Source organism: uncultured Tateyamaria sp., from assembly GCF_947488715.1.
In the GTDB taxonomy this organism is placed as follows: Bacteria; Pseudomonadota; Alphaproteobacteria; order Rhodobacterales; family Rhodobacteraceae; genus Tateyamaria.
On record NZ_CANLAG010000012.1, the window covers coordinates 22,868 to 42,765 of the forward strand.

21 protein-coding genes are annotated in these 19,898 nt (G+C 66.0%); 5 read left to right on the plus strand and 16 right to left on the minus strand.

From position 1 onward, the window contains the following. Window position 1 precedes the first annotated feature (1 nt). Both pufC and dxs read left to right on the plus strand, forming a co-directional pair. On the plus strand, window positions 2–1,123 hold the full coding sequence (gene pufC / locus Q0936_RS19190) for a photosynthetic reaction center cytochrome PufC (RefSeq protein ID WP_299292979.1): 1,122 nt from the start codon (window positions 2–4) through the stop codon (window positions 1,121–1,123). Window positions 1,124–1,368: 245 nt separating this feature from the next. Then, window positions 1,369–3,300 (plus strand): 1-deoxy-D-xylulose-5-phosphate synthase, encoded by a 1,932-nt coding sequence (dxs, locus tag Q0936_RS19195; protein ID WP_299292981.1) that lies wholly within the window; start codon window positions 1,369–1,371, stop codon window positions 3,298–3,300. Between the two features lie 67 nt (window positions 3,301–3,367). Here the strand turns inward: dxs and Q0936_RS19200 are convergent, their stop codons facing one another. The 14 genes from Q0936_RS19200 to Q0936_RS19265 form a co-directional block, all read right to left on the minus strand. Continuing rightward, window positions 3,368–4,723 (minus strand): tetratricopeptide repeat protein, encoded by a 1,356-nt coding sequence (locus Q0936_RS19200; RefSeq protein ID WP_299292982.1) that lies wholly within the window; start codon window positions 4,721–4,723, stop codon window positions 3,368–3,370. A gap of 10 nt (window positions 4,724–4,733) precedes the next feature. Continuing rightward, window positions 4,734–5,525, minus strand: coding sequence for an alpha/beta fold hydrolase (locus Q0936_RS19205; protein ID WP_299292984.1), 792 nt, complete (start codon window positions 5,523–5,525; stop codon window positions 4,734–4,736). Beyond that, a complete protein-coding gene (locus Q0936_RS19210) occupies window positions 5,512–6,516 on the minus strand; it encodes a P1 family peptidase (protein WP_299292986.1) in 1,005 nt (334 codons plus the stop codon). The genes Q0936_RS19205 and Q0936_RS19210 overlap by 14 nt, the downstream gene beginning before the upstream one ends. 42 nt (window positions 6,517–6,558) lie before the next feature. Then, window positions 6,559–6,909 (minus strand): cupin domain-containing protein, encoded by a 351-nt coding sequence (locus Q0936_RS19215; protein WP_299292988.1) that lies wholly within the window; start codon window positions 6,907–6,909, stop codon window positions 6,559–6,561. Between the two features lie 67 nt (window positions 6,910–6,976). Further along, complete coding sequence (locus Q0936_RS19220; protein WP_299292990.1) at window positions 6,977–7,300, minus strand: hypothetical protein; 324 nt, start codon at window positions 7,298–7,300, stop codon at window positions 6,977–6,979. Further along, window positions 7,297–8,037, minus strand: coding sequence for an SDR family oxidoreductase (locus Q0936_RS19225; protein ID WP_299292992.1), 741 nt, complete (start codon window positions 8,035–8,037; stop codon window positions 7,297–7,299). The genes Q0936_RS19220 and Q0936_RS19225 overlap by 4 nt, the downstream gene beginning before the upstream one ends. A 94-nt stretch (window positions 8,038–8,131) precedes the next feature. Next, window positions 8,132–8,530, minus strand: a complete 399-nt coding sequence (locus tag Q0936_RS19230) for a hypothetical protein (RefSeq protein ID WP_299292994.1) — start codon at window positions 8,528–8,530, stop codon at window positions 8,132–8,134. Between the two features lie 21 nt (window positions 8,531–8,551). Beyond that, a complete protein-coding gene (locus Q0936_RS19235) occupies window positions 8,552–9,277 on the minus strand; it encodes an SDR family NAD(P)-dependent oxidoreductase (RefSeq protein WP_299292996.1) in 726 nt (241 codons plus the stop codon). Then, window positions 9,274–9,771 (minus strand): GNAT family N-acetyltransferase, encoded by a 498-nt coding sequence (locus Q0936_RS19240; protein WP_299292998.1) that lies wholly within the window; start codon window positions 9,769–9,771, stop codon window positions 9,274–9,276. The genes Q0936_RS19235 and Q0936_RS19240 overlap by 4 nt, the downstream gene beginning before the upstream one ends. After that, entirely contained in the window at window positions 9,764–11,206 is a 1,443-nt protein-coding gene (locus tag Q0936_RS19245; RefSeq protein WP_299293000.1) for an aldehyde dehydrogenase family protein, read from the minus strand. The genes Q0936_RS19240 and Q0936_RS19245 overlap by 8 nt, the downstream gene beginning before the upstream one ends. Next, on the minus strand, window positions 11,203–12,765 hold the full coding sequence (locus Q0936_RS19250; RefSeq protein WP_299293002.1) for a dipeptide ABC transporter ATP-binding protein: 1,563 nt from the start codon (window positions 12,763–12,765) through the stop codon (window positions 11,203–11,205). Before Q0936_RS19250 ends, Q0936_RS19245 begins: the two co-directional genes overlap by 4 nt. Then, a complete protein-coding gene (locus Q0936_RS19255; RefSeq protein ID WP_299293004.1) occupies window positions 12,762–13,577 on the minus strand; it encodes an ABC transporter permease in 816 nt (271 codons plus the stop codon). Before Q0936_RS19255 ends, Q0936_RS19250 begins: the two co-directional genes overlap by 4 nt. Further along, complete coding sequence (locus Q0936_RS19260; RefSeq protein WP_299293006.1) at window positions 13,574–14,521, minus strand: ABC transporter permease; 948 nt, start codon at window positions 14,519–14,521, stop codon at window positions 13,574–13,576. Before Q0936_RS19260 ends, Q0936_RS19255 begins: the two co-directional genes overlap by 4 nt. A 12-nt stretch (window positions 14,522–14,533) precedes the next feature. Beyond that, window positions 14,534–15,166: a TetR/AcrR family transcriptional regulator gene (locus Q0936_RS19265; protein WP_299293008.1), complete on the minus strand. Its 633-nt coding sequence runs from the start codon at window positions 15,164–15,166 to the stop codon at window positions 14,534–14,536. Window positions 15,167–15,240: 74 nt separating this feature from the next. Between Q0936_RS19265 and Q0936_RS19270 the strand changes: the two genes are divergently transcribed. Together Q0936_RS19270 and Q0936_RS19275 are read left to right on the plus strand one after the other, a co-directional pair. After that, window positions 15,241–15,810, plus strand: a complete 570-nt coding sequence (locus tag Q0936_RS19270) for an NAD(P)H-dependent oxidoreductase (protein ID WP_299293010.1) — start codon at window positions 15,241–15,243, stop codon at window positions 15,808–15,810. 38 nt (window positions 15,811–15,848) lie between these two features. Further along, window positions 15,849–16,940, plus strand: coding sequence for an acetoin utilization protein AcuC (locus Q0936_RS19275; RefSeq protein ID WP_299293012.1), 1,092 nt, complete (start codon window positions 15,849–15,851; stop codon window positions 16,938–16,940). 64 nt (window positions 16,941–17,004) lie between these two features. Here the strand turns inward: Q0936_RS19275 and Q0936_RS19280 are convergent, their stop codons facing one another. Together Q0936_RS19280 and Q0936_RS19285 are read right to left on the minus strand one after the other, a co-directional pair. Then, window positions 17,005–17,400, minus strand: coding sequence for a cupin domain-containing protein (locus Q0936_RS19280; RefSeq protein ID WP_299293014.1), 396 nt, complete (start codon window positions 17,398–17,400; stop codon window positions 17,005–17,007). Continuing rightward, window positions 17,397–18,872: an ABC transporter substrate-binding protein gene (locus tag Q0936_RS19285; protein ID WP_299293016.1), complete on the minus strand. Its 1,476-nt coding sequence runs from the start codon at window positions 18,870–18,872 to the stop codon at window positions 17,397–17,399. The genes Q0936_RS19280 and Q0936_RS19285 overlap by 4 nt, the downstream gene beginning before the upstream one ends. Before the next feature lie 199 nt (window positions 18,873–19,071). On the opposite strand from Q0936_RS19285, the gene Q0936_RS19290 reads away from it, so the two are divergent. Beyond that, on the plus strand, window positions 19,072–19,827 hold the full coding sequence (locus Q0936_RS19290; RefSeq protein WP_299293018.1) for an SDR family oxidoreductase: 756 nt from the start codon (window positions 19,072–19,074) through the stop codon (window positions 19,825–19,827). Window positions 19,828–19,898 lie beyond the last annotated feature (71 nt).

The following is a 19,898-nucleotide window of genomic DNA, read 5'->3' on the forward strand; positions in this document are numbered from 1 at the left end:
TATGTTTCCCAAGTGGTTTGACAAATGGAACGCGGACAATCCGACCAACATCTTTGGTCCTGCCATTGCGGTGGGTGTGGTTGGCGGGGCGATCTTTGCCGCGGCACTGATCGTGACCTGGGGCAATCCGTACCAGACGGAGAGCATGCAGACCGGCCCGCGTGGCACGGGCATGTCGGTGCCGGAATACAACGTGGCCCGCACCGCCGCCGATCCGACGATCGAGGCGTATTACACCGAAGAGCCGTACATCCCCGAGGGCGGCGAAGAGCTGGCCAAGGACATCTATGAGAATGTCCAGGTGCTGGGCGATCTGACGGATGACAATTTCAACCGCGTGATGCTGGCCATGACCCAGTGGGTCAGCCCCGAAGAAGGCTGTGCCTATTGTCACGGGGATGTCGACATCTCGGAATACGGGTCGGATGACCTCTATACCAAGGTGGTCAGCCGGCGCATGATCCAGATGACCCAGAACATCAACGAGAACTGGGATGGGCATGTGAACGCCGTCGCTGAGGTGGGGGTGAACTGTTACACCTGTCACCGTGGTGAGAACGTACCCAGCGACATCTGGTTCAACGTGACACCTGTGAACGAGGCGGCAGGGGGCTGGGCCGCTGTTCAGAACCGCGCCACCGCGATGAGCGCGTCCACGTCGCTGCCGTCCTCCGCGCTCGAGGTCTATCTGACCGACTATGACAGCGAGGTGAACGTGCACGATCTGGAAAGCCGCGTGGCCGGTGTGCCGGGGCTGACCGAGGATGTGCACACGATCCAGAAGACCGAGATGACGTTCTCTCTGATGAACTATTTCTCGAACTCGCTGGGGGTGAACTGTGTGTTCTGTCACAACAGCCGGGCGTTCTATGACGCGGCGCAATACACGCCGCAGTGGGGCATCGCCCAGCAGGGCCGCCAGATGGTGATCGAGATGAATCAGGAATACCTGATCCCGCTCAAGGACACCTATCCCGAAAACCGCCTTGGCCCGATCTATGCCGATGCGCCCAAGGCCGCCTGCCGGACCTGTCACAAAGGGTATCAGCGTCCGTTGCAGGGCATGAACATGACCGCAGATTGGCCCGAGCTGACCTCGAGCGACGCGCCGGTCTACGAATAGCGCCTGCCCGGGCGCGGCCCGGTCGAGCGATCCACGATGTGGCGGGGCGGTATGCCTGCCCCGCGACGCCAGGCACGGACCATTGGCTTCCTTGGTCCGGGCACGGGGTCTTCCCGGCCCCGGTTCCCTTCCTGTTGGCTACAGGAACCCTGGCGTCGTGCTTGATTCCCTCAGGCACGGCGCCTTTTTGCCCCAAGGGTCCGTTGGCAAGGCGGATGGGGCACGCGATGAAAGGATGTGCGCCCATGACCGACCGTAAGAGCAAGACACCCCTGTTGGACACCGTGGCGGGCCCCGCCGATCTCAAACGCCTGTCGGATGGCGAATTGTCCACGCTGGCGCATGAGTTGCGCAGCGATGTCGTCGAAGCGGTCAGCCGCACCGGCGGGCATCTTGGATCTTCGCTCGGTGTGGTCGAACTGACCGTGGGCATCCACGCCGTGTTCGACACGCCACGCGACAAGGTGATCTGGGACGTGGGCCACCAGTGTTACCCGCACAAGATCCTGACCGGGCGCCGCCACCGCATGGGTACCCTGCGCCAGAAGGACGGGCTGAGCGGGTTCACCAAACGGTCCGAGAGCGACTACGACCCCTTTGGCGCGGCGCATTCCTCGACCTCCATCTCCGCCGCTTTGGGGTTCACCGTGGGCCGCGACATGGGCATGCCCACGGGTGACGCGATTGCCGTGATCGGCGACGGGTCGATCAGCGCGGGCATGGCCTATGAGGCGCTGAACAACGCAGGCCACGAAGGCCGCCGCCTGTTCGTCATCCTGAACGACAACGAGATGTCCATCGCCCCGCCCACCGGCGCGATGAGCACATACCTGTCAAACCTCAGCCGCAATTCACCCTTTGCCCCGCTGCACGCCATCGCCGAAGGGATGGAGCAGGCCCTTCCCAAACCGATGCGCGACGGCGCGCGCCGCGCCCGCGAGATGGTCACGGGTGTGGAGAGCAAGGGCACGTTTTTCGAGGAACTGGGGTTCGATTATATCGGTCCCATCGACGGGCACGACATGGATCAGGTGTTGAGCGTGTTGCGCGGCGCGCGTGCGCGGGCCACGGGGCCGGTGCTGATCCACGCCTGCACGGTCAAGGGCAAGGGCTATGCCCCCGCCGAAGGGTCGGCGGACAAGTATCACGGCGTGTCGAAATTCGACGTTGAAACCGGCGAACAGTCCAAAGGCAAAAGCAACGCGCCCGCCTACACCTCGGTGTTCGGAGAGACGCTGGCCGATCTGGCCGCGCGCGATCCGGCCATCGTGGCGGTGACGGCGGCGATGCCGGGCGGCACCGGCGTGAACAAGATGGCCGACCGGTTTCCGGGCCGCGTCTTTGACGTTGGCATCGCCGAACAGCATGGCGTGACCTTTGCCGCCGGGATGGCGGCCAGCGGGCTGAAACCGTTCTGCGCGATCTACTCGACCTTCCTGCAACGCGGATACGATCAGGTGGTGCACGACGTGGTGCTACAGGGTCTGCCGGTGCGTTTTGCCATCGACCGGGCGGGGCTGGTTGGTGCCGATGGCGCGACCCATGCCGGGTCTTTCGACATCGGGTATCTCGCGTCGCTGCCGGGCATCGTGGTCATGGCCGCCGCCGACGAGGCGGAGCTGGTCCATATGGTCACGACCGCCGCCGCCCATGACAGCGGCCCCATCGCCTTCCGCTATCCGCGCGGCAACGGGCGCGGGGTTGAGATGCCGGAACGGGGCGAGGTGCTCGAGATCGGCAAGGGCCGGATGATCCAGGAGGGTACGGATGTGGCGCTCCTGTCGCTGGGCACGCACCTTGACGCCTGCGAACGCGCCGCCGCACGGCTCGAGGCGGACGGGCTGTCGGTCTCCATCGCCGATGCCCGTTTTGCCAAGCCGTTGGACATGGACCTGATCCGCGATCTCGCCGCCCGCCACCAGTTGCTCGTCACGGTCGAACAGGGGGCGATGGGCGGTTTCGGCGCGATGGTTCTGCAAGCGATGGCCGCCGAGGGGCTGCTGGATCACGGGCTCAAGCTGCGCACGATGCACCTGCCTGACCGCTTCATCGATCAGGCCAGCCCGGACGAAATGTACGCCGATGCAGGCCTCACGGCGGACGACATCGCAAACACCGTCCGCGACGCCATGGGCCAGACCGCCACAAATGTGATCGACCTGAAAACCGGCGCTTGAGCCCTTCATTGTTCGGGAAATATGCCGGGGAGCGCGAGGGGCTGGCCCCTCGCTCCGCCTGTGGAAATCACACAGGCGTCGCAATCCGCGCACGCGCCGCTGCCGCCTGGTCGGGTAGGCCCGACCGGTCATAGACCTCGGCCAGCATCGCATTGAGCGGCACGCCATCGGGGTCAAAGGTGCGGCGCATCTCCAGCACCTGTTGCGCCTGCGAGGTACGCCCCGAACGGATCAGCGCGTCCAGATGGATCTGTTCGAAGAGGTCACGCTGCGCGTGGCTGCCGCCGCCTTCGGCCAGACGCGGCAGGGCCTTGCCCAGAAAACGGATGCAGTCCTCGTAATCCTCCGCCGCGTGGGCCGCGATGCCGTGGGCGGCCCAGAGCGCCACGTCTCGCCAGACCGCACAGTCGTGGCGGCTTTCGTCCTCGGCGCGCGCCTCGATGGCTTTGAGCAGGTCCTCGCCCTCAGGCCGGCCCGTGCGCCCCAGCGCGTAAAGGTATTGCAGGGTCAGGAACGGGCTTGTCGTGTCCGCGCCGCGCTTGGCCACGTGATCGGCCACGTCGGCCCAGCGGTCGCCCACGTTGACGCCCGCAAACTCCATCCGCGCCAGCAGCGACACCGCGCCGACCTGGTCCTGGCTGTAGTCCTTGGACAGGCCCCAGACATGGGTATCGTACGCCGCCAGCAGGTCATCCGTCCGCCTCGCAGAGATGTAGAACAGCGCCAAGTGCCACCAGTTGTGTGTGTGCATGAAGCTGTTGAGGTCGGCCCAGTGATGCGCCACGGATTCCAGAAACGCTGTGCCCTCGGCCACCTGGCCACGGGTGAGGTAGACATGCGCCAGCGCGTGATGCGCCCAGGGCTCGCTGTCGTCAATGGACAGGGCGTGGCGCGCCGCCGCCTCTGCATCGTCCAGCAGGTGGCATTCCTCGAAACCAAAGGCGAGCATCCCGTGGGCATAGGCAATGTCCGCCGCCCCCGGCTGCGCCTTTTGCGCGACGCGCAGCATGGCCGGAAAGTCGCCCGCGTTGAACGTGTGGTACTGGCCCAGTTTCAGCATCACCATGTCGCGGGGATAGGCGCTGACCGTGGCCTCGCAGAGCTGGATCAGCTTGGGGATCTCACCGGCGACAAAGAGGCGCGCGGCCTCGACAGCGGCGTCCTCGCGCGCGGTCAGGCCGGTGGCGGCCAGCGCGTTGTCGAGAAACGGCTGCGCCAGTTTCGGGGCCACGGGGGCCTCGAGCAGCATGTAGAGGATCGCGGCATAGGCATTGGCCAGCCCGTTGGCGGGGTCGCTTTTGGCGGCCTTCAGCACATTGGCGGCCTTGGGCTGAAAGCTGATGAACCCGTGCACAAAGTCGTCGATGCCCTGGCGCGTGGCGTCATCGGTGCAGGTGATGGGCAGGCCGTAGAGGTCGTGCATGATGTCCCCCTCAGATCGGGTGTTTGGCGGCGTAAGCGCGCAGCAGATCGGCCACGTTTTCCGGCGCGTCCCAGTGGATCGAGTGGCCTGCCCCCTCAAGGATGTGGTGCGGCAGGTGGCTGAGCACGGCAAGGATGTGATCCGGCGGCACGATCAGATCCAGCGCGCCGATCAGCACTTGGGTCGGGCAGGTTGGGCTGGCCAGTGCCGTGCCGTCGAACCCGCGCAGGGCGGTCAACTGGTGTTCCATCGCGTCCGCCGATTGTGCATAGGGATAGGCAAGGCTGTCGGCCACAGCCAGATCAACCGCCGAAGGGTCGTGAAATACCAGCGGGTTGAACAGCCACGGGAACAGCGCGCGTAACCACGTGTCAGGGGGCGCATCGCTGCGCCGGATCGCGATCATGTTCGCAAAAAGGGCGGTGTTGCGCGGCAGGCGCACAGGGGCGGATGCCGCGATATGGGTGGAGGCCAGGCGTTCCGGCACGTCCTGGGCCATATGCAGTGCGATGATCCCACCCATGGAGTGCCCGATCACGTGATAACGGTCGTGGCCCAGGTGATCCATCAGCGCCAGCGCGTCCTTGCACATCAGGTCAATCGAAACCGGCGCATCCCAGGGTGTCGTGCGTCCGGTGGTGCGGTTGTCGGGTGTGATGCAGGTAAAATGATCGCTGAGCAGCGGCACCAGCGGGGTCCAGCTGGCGTTGTCTGACATGAAACCGGCCAGCATCAACAGCGGTGGCCCGTCCCCCGTCACCTCGTAGTGCAGTGTGATGTCCGCGCGATCAAGTGTCGGCATTGAGCTGTCCCCATGTGGGCAAGAGATCGTTTGGCGCAGGTGTGGCCGCATGGACCCCGCGCGCGATGGCGCGTGTCAGACATAGGGCTGCGGCATGGCCGATGAGGCCCAGATCGGCGGGTGCGGTCAGCGCCATCGCCCCGGTGGAGACGGCAAAAACCAGATCGCCATCGCCGGGGCTGTGCGCGGGCACGCAAGCGCGGCCGATCCCGTCATGGGCGGCAATCGCGACCCGCTGGCACTGGGCCTTGTCGAGGGTCGCGTCTGTGGCGACGATGGCGATGGTGGTGTTGGCGCGTTCCAGCATGGCCGTCAGTTTACGGCTGTCCAGGCTGCGGCCAAGCCCTGACGCCGGGTCCGGCCCCAGCCCGCCGAATTCACCGTCGATCTCGAAGGGGGCGGCCCAGAAATGGCGGTCGCCGGGTGTTGTGACGCTGCCCATCGGGTTGGCGACGACCAGCGCCGCGACCGTGGCCCCGGTGTCGAGGCGCAGGGACGCAGTACCAAGCCCGCCTTTCATCATCGCGGTCATCGCCCCGGTGCCTGCCCCCACTGTGCCGATATCCGTGTGGTCAGTCGCCGCATCAAACGCCGCGCGCCCGAGGGCCGGGTAGGGCGTGTCGGTCCATTCCTTGTCACCGCCCGACAGCAGATCAAAGATGATCGCCCCCGGCACCAGCGGGATGATCGCGTCGCCCACGCGAAATCCACGCCCCTGCGCGCGCAGACCCGCCACCACGCCGGAACAGGCGTCGAGGCCGTAAGCGCTGCCGCCCGACAGGACCAGCGCGTCTACCTGTGCCACGGATTTGTCGGGCGCCAGCAGGTCGGTTTCGCGGGTGCCGGGCGCGCCGCCCATGACGGAGACCGAGGCGGTGAACGGCGCATCGGCGGTCAGCACGGTCACGCCGGATTTCAGCGCGTCATCCTGTGCGTTGCCGACGCGGAGCCCGGAAACATCGGTGATCGCATTGTGCGGGCCTGGGATCATTTTTGCGCCTCCGGCGGGCATATTTTAGGGAACAATGAAGGGTCAGATGCGCGGTTTGGCGGCAGCTGTTGCCGGGTCGCCGGTGTTGGGCTCGCCAGCGGGTTCGATCAGTAGAACCTTGCATTCGTGTTCTGCGCGGGGGCGGTGGGTAACGCCCTTGGGGACGATGAACAGCTCGCCGGCCTTGACCGTGTGGCTGGTGGTGTCGAGGTCCATCACCATTTCGCCGTCGAGCACGAGGAAAAAGTCGTCGGTATCCTCGTGCAGATGGTAGGGGAACGCGCCCTGGAATTTGACCACCATCACCTCGTTGTCATTGTAATCGGCGACGACGTGCGGGTCCCAGTGGCTGTCAAATTGGGCGAGTTTGGCGGCGAGGTTGATGGGGTGCATGGGCGTCTCCTTTTGTGGGGCCATCATGCCGGTATTGGGCGGGGCGGCAAGGGGACGCGTGGGCGGATCAGGTGAAGAAGCGGTCCGCATCGAAGGGGATCAGGTGATCATGCGTCACGCGCCGCTCGGTTTTTGCGGTGACCGGGCGGCCGTTGTTCCGAACGGTGCGCAGGGTGGGTCGGTCGGGGTCGCCCCGGACGATCAAATATACAATGCCGATCTTGTAGGGGCTCATTCTAAGCTGGGCGGGGTCGAATTGCGCCAGGTGGTGAACGCGGTGTTGCGTTTTGCGACGGTGACGCATCCAGAGCATGGCCGCCATATAGACAGCCAGACCGCTGAGGAACGCGATGTAGGCATCGAGGCTAATTTCGACGAAGAGAGCATTCAAATGCAACGCCCGCCGTCGATTTCCATGGCGACGCCGGTGATCATCGAGGCGGCGTCGGAGCACAGGAACGTCGCGGCCGCACCCATGTCCTGCGGGGTGGAGAAGCGGCCCAGGGGGATGGTGGAGAGGAATTTCTCGCGGATTTCGGGGGTGTCTTCGCCCATGAACGATTTGAGCAGAGGGGTTTCGCCTGCCACGGGGTTGATGGCGTTGACGCGGATTCCGTGGGGGGCCAGTTCGACCGCCATGGCCTTGGTCGCAGTGATCATCCAGCCCTTGGAGGCGTTGTACCAGTTGAGCCGGGGGCGGGGCGACACGCCTGCGGTGGAGGCGACGTTGAGGATCGCGCCCGCGTTGCGGGATTTGAAGTGCGGGACCAGGGCGCGGGCGGTGAGGTAGACGGACTTGGCATTCACCGCAAGGACGCGGTCAAAGTCGTCTTCGGTCACGTCCTCAAGGGCCTGGGGTAAGTGGGTGATGCCCGCGTTGTTCACGAGGATGTCGAGGTGGCCGAAGGCGGCGAGCGTGGCGTCGGCCATGGCCTGTACGGAGGCGCCATTGGCCACGTCGACCTGCACTGCCTGGCCGCCGATGTCATCCGCCACGGCCCTTGCGCCGTCGCCGTTCAGGTCGGCCACCATGACGCGCGCGCCTGCGTCGGCGAATGCGCGGGCGATACCGTCGCCAAAGCCGGATGCGGCCCCGGTGACCAGTGCGGTTTTGCCTTCGAGTTGCATGGGATCCCCCTTTGCCGGCATTTGGTGTCCGGTCATTGAACGTGTGTTCGGGTCAAAAGTCGACCATCAGTTTGCGCCTTGGTCCGGCGTAGGATCAAAGCGCGCAGGCGCCGTTTTCGAGGTCGATAATGGCAGAGCGCGCGATGTAGGTGTCCTGGCCCCCGACCTTGGGGCCGTAGAAATCCAGTTGCAGTTTCAGGAGCGACACGTCGGGGGCGTCGTCGATCGTGGCGGCAAACTCCAGTAGCGGTTTGACGTTGGAGGCGCAGAACGCAGGGACAAGGGCCTGAAAGTCTGCTTCGGTGGCGAGGCGGTTGGTGGGCACATAGACGGTCAATCCGGCGACGGGCGGGCCATCGTCCTGCGCCTGCTGGAAAAAGCCAAGCTCCATCGCGGGCCAGTCCAGTTCGATGTCCTGTGCGTGGGCGGGCGTCGTGGCCAGCAGGCACAGGGCCACGAGAAGCGGACGGGGGGAGGCGGGGCTGTGCGGCATGTTTGTTTCCTGCGCTATGTTTCAGGCCGTTGCGCGGCCCCCGGATTGGTCAAAGCAGAAGCCGGTGGAAAAGCTTGCCTCGTCGGAGGCCAGCCAGCAGGCCATGGCGGCAATCTCCTCGACCGTGCCAAAGCGGCCCATGGGGATCTTGGACTGCATGAAGTCGATATGTTCCTGCGTCATCTGGTCAAAGATCGCGGTGCGCACGGCGGCGGGGGCGATGGCGTTGCAGGTCACGCCGGTGGTGGCCAGTTCCTTGCCCAGCGATTTGGTCAGGCCGATCACGGCGGCCTTCGAGGACGAATAGGCTGGGGCGTTGGGGTTGCCTTCCTTGCCCGCGATGGAAGCGATGTTGACGATGCGGCCCCAGCCTTTGGCCGCCATCAGGGGGGCGGCGGCGCGGCAGCAGTAGAAGACGGCGTTGACGTTGAGGTTGTGCACGGCCAGCCAGTCTTCGACCGGGTAGTCCCACGTGGTGGTGTTGGGCCCGGTGATCCCGGCGGAGCAGACGAGGATGTCGGGGTTGGTCTGGGCCATGGCATCGGCCACGGCGGAGGCGTCGGTGACGTCGATCTGGCGGGTGGTCATGCCGGGGGTGTCGATGGACGCGAGCGCGTCGGGGTTGATGTCCCAGACCTCTGCGGTGCCTCCTTCGGCCACAATCCGGCCCGCGATGCCTGCGCCGAGGCCCGCGGCCCCGCCTGTCACGACGGCGCTGCGCCCTTTGAACCGGTTTTCGAAAATCATGCTGTGTCGTTCCTTAAGTCGTATCTTTGTACGTGCCGCAGCTGTCCGTCGCCTGCGGTTGTGGATTTTTCGTGGGCAAAGCCCTGTCGGACCCAGAAGGCCCGACCGCGTGGGTTGGCGTCAAGCACGGAGATGCGCAGGCAGGTGCTGCCATCGGCGCGGGCCTGGTCCGACACATGGGCGACCATTTGCGCGCCAAGGCCGCGACCGCGCGCGGCAGGGTCCAGCAGCAAGAGGCCGAGATACCAGTCGTCGGGGCCGTAGAACCCCTTGAGGCAGGTGGCGATGCCGGTGAGCCTGCCGCCCGCCTGCGCACCCCAGATCCAGATCTGGTCGGGCGGGACGGTGGGGGGCGCGTCGGTCATTGCCTCTTGGACATAGGCCATGTCCGGCCCGGCCCCGGTTTCCAGTTCGATATAGTCGCGGGCGCGCAGGCACAGGTGCAGGACGCGGTCGCCATCGGCGGGCCATGTCAGGGGCACGATCTCAGCCATGGTGGGCGGCGACAGTTTTGAGGGTGGAGAAGCCGTAGAGCGCCTCGAACCCTTTTTCGCGGCCATGGCCGGATTTGCCGACCCCGCCGAAGGGCAATTCCACCCCGCCGCCCGCGCCGTAGTTGTTGATGAACACCTGGCCTGCATGCAGGGCGCGGGCCAGTCGCATTTGCCGCGCGCCGTGGGCCGCCCAGACGCTGGCAACCAGCCCGTAGTCGGTGCTGTTGGCGATGGCTATGGCCTCGTCTTCGGTGTCGAAGGGGATCAGCACCTGCACGGGGCCAAAGATTTCGTCCCGTGCCAGCACATGATCGGGGGGCACGTCGGCAAAGAGGGTTGGGACCACATAGGCCCCATGTTCGGGCGCGTTTTTCAGGTGGCCCTGCGCGGCGATGGTCAGGTCCGCGCCCTGGGCGAGGAAGTCGTTCACGATCTGCTGTTGCCGGGTCGAGATCAGGGGGCCCACGCGCAGGTCATCCATGGCGGGGCCCACGGACAGGGCGGCATAGGCATCAGCCATGCGTTCGCGCACTGCGTCATAGGCACCGCGCTGAACGAGGATGCGGGAAGAGGCAGAGCAGGTCTGGCCCGCGTTCTGGATGCCAGCGTTCACGAGGAAGGGCAGGGCGGCATCAAGGTCCGCATCGTTGAACACGATCTGCGGGGATTTGCCGCCCAGTTCCAGTGTGACGGGCACCACGTTGGCCCCGGCCGCCTGCTGGACCAGCGCGCCGGTGCGGACCGATCCGGTAAAGCTGATGTGCTGGACGCTGGCGTGGCTGGCCAGTGCGGCCCCAGCCTCGGCCCCCAGCCCCGGCACCACGTTCAGCGCACCGGCGGGCAGGCCCGCATCGCGGCAGATATGGGCAAAGGCGAGGGCGGTCAGGCAGGCCTCCTCTGCCGGTTTGAGAACACAGGCGTTGCCCATGGCAAGGGCTGCACCGACGCTGCGCCCGATGATCTGCATCGGGTAGTTCCACGGCACGATATGGCCCGTCACCCCGTGTGGTTCGCGCAGGGTATAGACGGTGTAGCCATCAAGGTACGGGATCGTCTGACCGGTGATCTTGTCCGCCGCGCCGCCGTAGAATTCCATGTAGCGGGCCAGCGCCACGGCGTCGGCGCGGGCCTGGGTCAGGGGTTTGCCGACGTCGTGCGCCTCGATCTCGGCCAGGTCATCGACGCGGGCCAGGACGGTGCGGCCAATCTCCGTCAGAATGCGGCCCCGTTCGGTGGCGGTCATCCGGCCCCAGTCGTCTGCGCGCGCGGCATGGGCGGCGGTTACGGCGGCATCGATGTCGCCCGCCTGTCCGCGCGCGATCTGCGCCAACGGGCTGCCATCGGAGGGGTTGGTCAGGGGCAGGGTGGCTTGGGCGGCGCGCCATTCCCCGCCGATCAGCATCAGGGACGGGTCGAACCAGAGGGCGTCTGTCATGGTGTCAGCTCCAGTTGGGGCAGGGTGGGGGCGGCGTCGATCAGGGTGCGGGTATAGGGATGCGCGGGGGCGGTGAACACTGTCTCGGTCTGGCCGTCCTCGACGATTTTGCCCGCCTGCATCACCAGCACGCGGTCGGTGATCGTACGCACCACGCTGAGGTCGTGGGAAATAAAGAGATAGGTCAGGTTGTACTGCGCGCAAAGCCCCGCGATCAGGTCGAGGATCTGGGCGCGCACGGACACGTCGAGCGCGCTGACCGCCTCGTCAAAGATCACAAGTTCGGGGCGGATGATCAGGGCGCGGGCGATGGCGAGCCGCTGGCGTTGGCCTCCGGAGAACTGGTGCGGGTACTTGTCCGCGTCGGCGGGCGACAGGCCCACATCCGTCAGTGCGGTGGCGATGCGGTCGGCCCGGTCGGGGGGCGGTTCGGGCAGCAGGTGAAAGGGTTCGGTGATCAGGCGCGACACCCGGTGGCGGGGGTTGAAGCTGCCGTAGGGGTCCTGGAACACCACCTGCATTTTGCGCCGCACGCTGGGGTCGGTGACTGGTGTGCCGTCCAGAGTGATGGAGCCCGCCTGCACCGGTTCCAGCCCGAGGATGGCGCGGGTGAGGGTGGATTTGCCGCAGCCGCTTTCGCCGACAAGGCCGATGCGCCCGCCGCGGGGGATGTCAAAGCTGACCCCATCCACGGCGCGGTGGTGGCGGGCGGGCGCAAAGAGGCGCGTGCGGGGCAGGGCATAGTCGCGCACGACGCCGTCGACCCGGAGAAGCGGTGCGTCTGACGACGCCTCTGGCAGGGCGACGCGGTGGGTCGAGGCGGCGAGCAGGGCGCGGGTGTAGTCATGGGCGGGGTTGGCCAGCAGGGGGGCAGTGGCGCCGTGCTCTACCACCGCGCCGTGGCGCATGACGGTGATGCGGTCGGCCATTTGCGCCACGACGGCGAGGTCGTGGGTGATCATCAAAAGGCCCATGCCGTCCTCGGCGGCGAGACGTTTGAGCAGGGCGAGGATCTGCGCCTGCGTGGTCACGTCGAGCGCGGTGGTCGGTTCATCCGCGATCAGCAGTTTCGGCCCGCAGGCAATGGCGATGGCGATGACAACCCGCTGGCGCTGGCCGCCGGACAGCTCGTGCGGGAACCGCGCCATGGGGATGTCGTGCAGTTCGACGCGGTCGAGCACGGCGCGGGCCTGGGCGTCGGCGTTCAGGTCAGGGCGGTGCAGGCGCAGGGTTTCGGCCACCTGCGCGCCGATGGTCATCACCGGGTTGAGAGCGGTCATGGGTTCCTGAAACACCATGCCGACCGTGTTACCGCGCAGGGTGCAGAGCGTCGGCTCGTCCAGCTGCAAGAGGTCGTGGCCATCCAGTGTGACTGCCCCTGTGGCCTGTGCGCCGTCCGGCAAAAGCTGCATCACCGACAGGGCGGTCATGGACTTGCCCGAGCCGCTTTCGCCGGTGACGGCCACGACCTCGCCCGCGGCGACGTTGAGTGACACGTCGCTCAGGATCGGGGTGCCACCTATCTGCACATTCAGGGCGTCGATCCGCAGCAGGGTCATGTTCGCGCCACCCGCAGTTTGGGATCGAGCGCGTCACGCAGCCCGTCACCCAGCAGGTTCAGCCCCAGCACGGTGAGGATGATCGCAATGCCCGGCACCAGCGCCATATGCGGTGCGATGCTGACCAGCGTTTGCGCGTCGGCGAGCATACGGCCCCAACTGGGGGTCGGGGGCTGCGCGCCGAGGCCCACATAGGACAGGGCCGCCTCGGCCAAGATGCCAAGGGAGAACTGGATCGTGGCTTGCACGATCAGCAGGTTGGCGATGTTGGGCAGGATGTGTTCGACGCTGATCCGGGCGGCGCCCTTGCCCGACACGCGGGCGGCGAGGATGAATTCCCGCGCCCACAGCGGCAGCGCCCCGCCGCGTGTCACACGGGCAAAGACGGGGATGTTGAAGATGCCGATGGCGATGATCGCGTTGACCGCGCCCGCACCGAAGATGGCGGTGATCAGGATGGCGATGACGAGGCTGGGGAAGGCAAAGATCAGGTCGTTGCCGCGCATGATGATCTCGTCCGCCCAGCCGCCCTGGCGTGCGGCGGCCCAGAGGCCCAGCGGCACGCCCAGCCCGATGCCGATGCCCACTGCGACCAGCGCCACGGCGATGGAGGTGCGCGCGCCCACCATGATCATCGAAAACAGGTCGCGGCCAAAGTGGTCGGTGCCGAGCCAGTGGGTACCGTTGGGTGTTTGCAGCTTGTCGGGGATGTTCATGGCCGCGTGGTCGAACGGCGTCCATAGAAAGGACAGGCCCGCCGCCACCAGCACCAGCGCCGACAGCGCCCCGCCCAGCCACAGCGCGCGGCTCATGTCCGGCCTCGCAGGCGCGGATCGACGGCGGCATAGGCCAGATCGACGGCGAAATTCACTACGATGACGGCAAAGACCAGCAGCATCGTCACAGATTCCACCACGATCAGGTCACGGGCCGAGATGCTCTGAAAAATCAGCCGTCCGAGGCCGGGTAGGTAGAATACCTGTTCGATGATGATCCCGCCTGCCAGGAGGAACGAAAATTGGAGGCCCAGGATGGTCAGCACCGGGATCAGCGCATTGCGCAGCCCGTGGCGGCGCAGGGCCTGTGCGCGGGTCAGCCCCTTGGCCCGTGCGGTGCGCATGAAATCCTCGCCCATGATATCGAGCAGCGACGAGCGCATGACGCGCGCCAGGATCGCCGCCTGCGGCAGGGCCAGTGCGATGGCGGGCAGCGTGAGGGATTTGAGCGCGGCGAATACGCCCTTGTCCCAGCCGGCGAAACCGCCCGCGCTGAACCAGCGCAGGTTGATGGCAAAGACCAGTACGAGCATCATCGCGAACCAGAAATTGGGGATGGCGATGCCGATCTGCGTGGCCCCCATGACGCCCACATCGCCTGCCTTGCCCCGGCGCGAAGCGGCATAGATTCCGGCGGGAAAGGCGATCAGCGTCGACAGCGCCAACGAATAGAGCGCCAGAGGCAGCGACACCCAAAGCCGTTGGGCAATCATGTCGGACACGGGCGTGCGGTACTGATACGAGGTGCCGAAATCCCCCTGCACCATGCCGCCGACCCAGGCCAGATACCGCTGCACCTTGCTCTGATCCAGACCCAGTTCGGCGCGCAGGGCGGCGAGCGTGTCCTCTTGGGCGTTCACCCCCAGCATGAAGGAGGCGGGATCGCCCGGCGCCACCTCGATCACCGCAAAGATCACGAGCGACGCGATGGCGAGGCTGATCAGCAGGGAGGTCAGGCGTTTGAGGGCATAGCGGAGCATGGTGCGCCGACGTTAGGCGGGGGGGTCGGGACAGGCAAGCACGTCTGTCAGCGCGCCGACATCCTGCGCCAGCGCGGCCAGTGCCAGCCCGCGCACGGTGTCGATGTAACAGGCCTGATCCCAGCCGCAGGTCTGTGTCAGGTTCTCCCAAGTGCGCACAGACAGGATTGTCCACAGCAGGTCGGTCGCCTGTTCCGGGTCGACATTTGCGGGCAGGGTGCCTTCGTTTGCCAGCGCCTGTACGGCGGCGGCACACCCCTCGCGCATGTCGGCCATGCGGGTGTTCCACGCGGCGGCGGCCTCTGCGTCCGTGTCGACGACTGCAAGGATGGCGCGGGCCACGCCGTAGATCTTGGGGATGTAGTTGCCCCAGGCGGTCACGAAGGCATCGAGCCGTTCGGTGCCCGACGTGGCGCTGCGACTGGCGGTGAGCGCGGCATCGATGTCGTTCTGCATGTCCTGCAACCGGGTCGCCGCGATCAGCAGGTCGGTGCGGCCCGGAAAGTGCAGATAGACCGCCTGCCGGCTGACACCGCTGGCGCGCGCAATGTCGGACATCGTCGGCAGTTTGGCACCGGGCCGCTCCAACAGCGCCAGCGTGGCGGTCAGGATTTTTGTCGGGGTATCGATTGTGGTGCTTGACATGCTGTAAAGTACCACTTACTTGACAGGCTGTCAATTGACACTGTGTCAAGCGACTTGGCTTCAGGAGACCTCATATGACCAAACGTATTTTCATCTGGGTGGCACACCCGAAACCCGGATCACTGAACGCGGCATTGGCAGAACGCTATGCCACCGGCGCGCGGGCGCGGGGCGCTGATGTGCGCATCATGCATCTGGCCGAGATGCAGACCGAAACCGGCTATGCCGACGGGGCAACGCTGTCCCCGGATGTGGTGGCCTGGCAGGACAATATCCGCTGGGCCGAACACGTAATGATCGTGCACCCGTACTGGTGGGGGGCCATGCCCGCACAGGCCAAGGCGGTGATGGATGCGGGCCTGCAATCGGGTTTTGCCTACAAATACAAGGCACGTGGCGTGGCCTGGGACAAGCTGCTGACCGGGCGCACGGGTGATGCGATCATCACCTCCGACACGCCGCCCTGGATCGACACGCTGCTTTATCGCAGTCCGGGCCGCCGCGTGATGCGCAATCAGGTGATGAAGTTCGTGGGCGTCAAACCGCGCCGGGTGATCCAGCTTGGGTCGGTCAAGCTGGCCAAGCCGGAAAAGCTGGATCGCTGGTTGCAGCAGGCCGAGGCGATGGGGGCTGCGGCGGCCTGACCCCTCGCCAGCCGCGCGCCAACCGCTACAACAGGGGCATGGAACGGCCCCTGTTCATCGGATCCGACATCTATCGCGGATCAAGCTATGGCACGTGGCACCCCTTGCGGGTGCCGCGGGTGTCCACGGTCATCGACCTCAGCCGCGCAATGGGCTGGTTGCCGGGCGACGTCTATGTGCCCAGCCCACGGGTCAAGCCGCATGCGTTAACCATCTGGCACACACCCGAATACGTGGCCGCCCTGCACGCGGCCGAAGCCGCCCAAGAGGTGAGCGATGCCGTCCGCGCCCGCCACGCGCTTGGCACGCCCAACAACCCCGTTTTCCCCGAGATGTATCGCCGCCCGGCAACGGCGGCGGGCGGGTCGCTGCTGGCCGGGGAACTGCTGCGCGATGGCGGCATCGTCTACCACCCGGCGGGCGGCACGCATCACGGGATGCCGGACCGGGCGGGGGGGTTTTGCTATCTCAATGACCCGGTGCTGGCGATCCTGTCGCTGCGCCGCAACAGGGCTGCGCGCGTGGCCTATATCGACATCGACGCGCATCACCCCGACGGGGTCGAAGTCGCCTTTGCCACCGATCCGGACGTGCTGATGATCTCTGTGCACGAGGACGGGCTGTGGCCGCGCACCGGCGCGCTGGGGGCGACTGATACGCTGATCAACCTGCCCGTGCCGCGCGGGCTGAACGATGACGAAATGGCGCTGATCCGCGATGACCTGATCCTGCCGCGCTTGGCCGCGTTCCGCCCGGATGCGATTGTCCTGCAATGCGGCGCTGACGGGGTAGAGGAAGACCCACAGGCCCACCTGTCCCTGTCCAACCAGGCCCACTGGCACATCGCCCGCGCCCTGACCGGCATGGCCCCGCGCCTGCTTGTGCTGGGCGGGGGTGGCTACAACCCGTGGTCGGTGGGGCGCCTCTGGACCGGGATCTGGGCCACGCTCAACAGCCACACCATCCCCGACCGCGTCACGCCCGAGGCCGAAGCCGTCCTGCGCGCGCTGCGCTTTGACGGCAACCGGCGCGGCAAAAACCCACCTGATCACTGGTTCACCACCCTCGCCGATACGGCCCGAACCGGCCCGATCCGGGACGACATCAGATCACGCCTGTCGCAGCTCTGATCCCTGTCATCTTGCCAGATAAACTCCGGGGGAGCCCGCAGGGCGGGGGCTGGCCCCCTCCGCACTATCCACCGTAATCGGCGTCGCTCACATGCTCCAACCAAGTGGCCGCCGACCCGTCCTGCATCTCCTGCATGGCGATGTGGGTCATCGCCGTCTCGGGGCCCGCGCCGTGCCAATGTTCAACCCCCGCAGGGATCCAGACCGTGTCGCCCGCGCGGATCGGCTGCGGGGCCTCCCCGCGCAAACAGACCAGCCCGGCCCCTTGGGTCACATGCAGAGTCTGGCCCAGCGGATGCGTGTGCCAGGCCGTGCGCGCGCCAGGTGCAAAATGCACGCTCAGTGCATTGAGCCGCCCCGGCGCAGGGGCCGAGATGATCGGATCCTGCCAGACCTCCCCGGTGAAATAGTCCGGATTGGCCCGTAGGCTCGGGCGGCTGCCCGCCCGGTGCAGGATCATTCCGCCCAGCTCACGCCGGTGAGGTCAGTGGCCTGTGTGGGCGCGTTGGTCCACAGGCCCTGCACACCGGCCTTGGCCACGGACAGTTGCGCCAGCTGGAACAGGTATCCGTTCACCGCGTCACCAGCGATGATCTCTTGCGCCTTGGCCATCAGGTTGGTGCGTGTGTCGGGGTCTGTCGTGCTGTTCAGCGTGGTGATCAGCTCTTGGAACGCGGGGTTGTCGTATTGGAAGTAGTAGTCCGGGTTCGCGTAGATGCCGATGTCCATTGGTTCGGTGTGCGACACGATGGTGAGGCCGAAATTCTTGCCCCGGAACACGGTTTCCAGCCACTGCGCCCATTCGACGTTGATGATCTCGGCTTTGATGCCAACCTCGGCCAGCTGGGCCGCGATGATCTCTCCGCCGCGGCGGGCATAGGACGGGGGCGGCAGGTGCAGGGTGGTCTCGAACCCTTCGGCCATGCCGGCCTCGGCCAGCAGTGCGCGGGCCTTGTCGGGGTCAAAGGACGAGCCGCCCGTCAGGTCCACATAGGCCGGGTTGTGCGGCGCGAAATGCGTGCCGATGGGCGTGCCATAGCCGAACATGGCCCCGTCGATGATCGCCTGGCGGTCAATGGCATGGGCAACGGCTTGCCGCACGCGGACATCGTCAAAGGGCGGCTGTTTGTTGTTGGTGGACAGAATCGTCTCGCCCTCGGTCGAGCCAACGAGCACCTGAAACCGCGGATCGGCGTCGAATTGCGGCAGGTTCTCGGGCGCGGGGAAGCCGGTAAACACGTCTACATCCTCGGCCATCATCGCGGCAAAGGCCGCCGTCGGGTCCGAGATGAACTTGAACGTCGCTTCGGTCAGCGCGGGCTGATCACCCCAATAGCCGTCATATTGGCTGATCTGGATGCTGTCGCCTTGGGTCCATTGATCGAATTTGAACGGGCCGGTGCCGATGGGCTGCTGTTTGATGTTCTCGATGCTTTCAGGGGCCACGATCACCGCATCGCCCCAGGCGAGGTTAAAGAGCATGTTGCCATTGGGCTCGGACAGGGTCAGGCGCACGGTTTGCGCATCCACCACCTCAACCGCGCTGATCGCGGCATAAAGCGCCTTTTGCGCATTGGCGCTGTCATCGGCGAGGATCCGGTCGAGGGTGAATTTCACGTCCTCGGCGTCCATCGTGGTGCCGTCGTGGAAGGTCACACCGTCCCGCAGGGTGAACGTATAGGTCAGCCCGTCATCCGAGATTTCCCAGCTTGAGGCGAGGCCCGGTACAACCGATCCGTCGCCCATGAAACGCGTTAGACCCTCGAACACGTTGGAGTACAGGACCGAGTCAATCGCCCCCGCCGCGGCAGAGGTTGGATCAAGATGCGGCGGCTCAAGCTGCATGGCGACGGTGATGTCGGTTTTGGCCCAGAGGCCCGTGGCACTCAACGCCAGAGCGGCGGTGGTCATCATCATCGTACGGTGGAACATGGCTGTCTCCCCTTCGGTGGTCCGGTTGCCCCGCCAGCTTTCCCGCAAAAGGGGCACCTTGCAAGCCCTGCGTGGCCCCGATCCGTTTCTTGCGCAATGCAGACGCGGAAACACGCGGGCGCATGATCCGGGTCGGCGGGCCCTGTGCGCACAGTCTAGGTCCGGCCCTGTCACGCCAGAAACAGGAAAGGGCAAAGACATGCGACTAAAGGACAAAACGATCATTATCACCGGGGCCAGCAGCGGGATCGGAGCCGCCGCCGCACGCCTTTTTGCGCGGCACGGGGCGCAGGTGGTGCTGGGCGCACGGCGTGGCGACATCCTGGAACAGACAGTGGCCGAGATTGCCGCATCAGGTGGTCACGCCGCCTATGTGGCGGGCGATGTCGGTGATCCAGACGTGGCGCAATCGCTGCTCGAAAAGGCGGTGACGACCTTTGGCGGGCTGGACGGTGCGTTCAACAACGCAGGCATGGTCGGCCCCATGGGACCCGTGACCGAGATGACGGATCAGACCTGGGCCGAGGTGATCCAGACCAACCTGACGAGCGCGTTTTTGTCAGCGCGCGCACAAATCCCGGCAATTGTGGCGCAGGGCGGTGGGTCGCTGGTCTTTACCGGGTCCTTTGTCGGTGTCGCCAATGGCGGGATGCCCGGCATGGCCGCCTATGCCGCGTCCAAGGCCGGGCTGATGGGGCTGGTGCAATCGCTGGCGATGGATTGGGCCGGTGACGGTGTGCGGGTCAATGCGGTGCTGCCCGGCGGGACAAAGACCGCAATGGCCGGCGATGACCCGGCCGCGCACGATTTTGTCGCCAACCTGCACCCGGTCAAACGTCTGGCCACCCCGGACGAGATCGCGCAGGCGGCCTTGTTCCTGCTGTCGGATGAGGCGTCCTTTGTAACGGGTGCGCCGCTCGCGGTGGATGGCGGCATGTCGGTGCGCATGCTGTAACGTCGCGGCGGCGGGTCGTGACATTGCGTGCCTGTGCCTGCTATGGGCGCGCAACGACCCCTAGGAAAGAC

Excerpts from the sequence above, each read along its gene's own strand:
- pufC (WP_299292979.1), top strand. The coding sequence starts at position 2 with ATGTTTCCCAAGTGGTTTGACAAATGGAACGCGGACAATCCGACCAAC.
- dxs (WP_299292981.1), top strand. The coding sequence starts at position 1,369 with ATGACCGACCGTAAGAGCAAGACACCCCTGTTGGACACCGTGGCGGGC.
- Q0936_RS19200 (WP_299292982.1), bottom strand. The coding sequence starts at position 4,723 with ATGCACGACCTCTACGGCCTGCCCATCACCTGCACCGATGACGCCACG.
- Q0936_RS19205 (WP_299292984.1), bottom strand. The coding sequence starts at position 5,525 with ATGCCGACACTTGATCGCGCGGACATCACACTGCACTACGAGGTGACG.
- Q0936_RS19210 (WP_299292986.1), bottom strand. The coding sequence starts at position 6,516 with ATGATCCCAGGCCCGCACAATGCGATCACCGATGTTTCCGGGCTCCGC.
- Q0936_RS19215 (WP_299292988.1), bottom strand. The coding sequence starts at position 6,909 with ATGCACCCCATCAACCTCGCCGCCAAACTCGCCCAATTTGACAGCCAC.
- Q0936_RS19225 (WP_299292992.1), bottom strand. The coding sequence starts at position 8,037 with ATGCAACTCGAAGGCAAAACCGCACTGGTCACCGGGGCCGCATCCGGC.
- Q0936_RS19230 (WP_299292994.1), bottom strand. The coding sequence starts at position 8,530 with ATGCCGCACAGCCCCGCCTCCCCCCGTCCGCTTCTCGTGGCCCTGTGC.
- Q0936_RS19235 (WP_299292996.1), bottom strand. The coding sequence starts at position 9,277 with ATGATTTTCGAAAACCGGTTCAAAGGGCGCAGCGCCGTCGTGACAGGC.
- Q0936_RS19240 (WP_299292998.1), bottom strand. The coding sequence starts at position 9,771 with ATGGCTGAGATCGTGCCCCTGACATGGCCCGCCGATGGCGACCGCGTC.
- Q0936_RS19245 (WP_299293000.1), bottom strand. The coding sequence starts at position 11,206 with ATGACAGACGCCCTCTGGTTCGACCCGTCCCTGATGCTGATCGGCGGG.
- Q0936_RS19250 (WP_299293002.1), bottom strand. The coding sequence starts at position 12,765 with ATGACCCTGCTGCGGATCGACGCCCTGAATGTGCAGATAGGTGGCACC.
- Q0936_RS19255 (WP_299293004.1), bottom strand. The coding sequence starts at position 13,577 with ATGAGCCGCGCGCTGTGGCTGGGCGGGGCGCTGTCGGCGCTGGTGCTG.
- Q0936_RS19260 (WP_299293006.1), bottom strand. The coding sequence starts at position 14,521 with ATGCTCCGCTATGCCCTCAAACGCCTGACCTCCCTGCTGATCAGCCTC.
- Q0936_RS19265 (WP_299293008.1), bottom strand. The coding sequence starts at position 15,166 with ATGTCAAGCACCACAATCGATACCCCGACAAAAATCCTGACCGCCACG.
- Q0936_RS19270 (WP_299293010.1), top strand. The coding sequence starts at position 15,241 with ATGACCAAACGTATTTTCATCTGGGTGGCACACCCGAAACCCGGATCA.
- Q0936_RS19275 (WP_299293012.1), top strand. The coding sequence starts at position 15,849 with ATGGAACGGCCCCTGTTCATCGGATCCGACATCTATCGCGGATCAAGC.
- Q0936_RS19280 (WP_299293014.1), bottom strand. The coding sequence starts at position 17,400 with ATGATCCTGCACCGGGCGGGCAGCCGCCCGAGCCTACGGGCCAATCCG.
- Q0936_RS19285 (WP_299293016.1), bottom strand. The coding sequence starts at position 18,872 with ATGTTCCACCGTACGATGATGATGACCACCGCCGCTCTGGCGTTGAGT.
- Q0936_RS19290 (WP_299293018.1), top strand. The coding sequence starts at position 19,072 with ATGCGACTAAAGGACAAAACGATCATTATCACCGGGGCCAGCAGCGGG.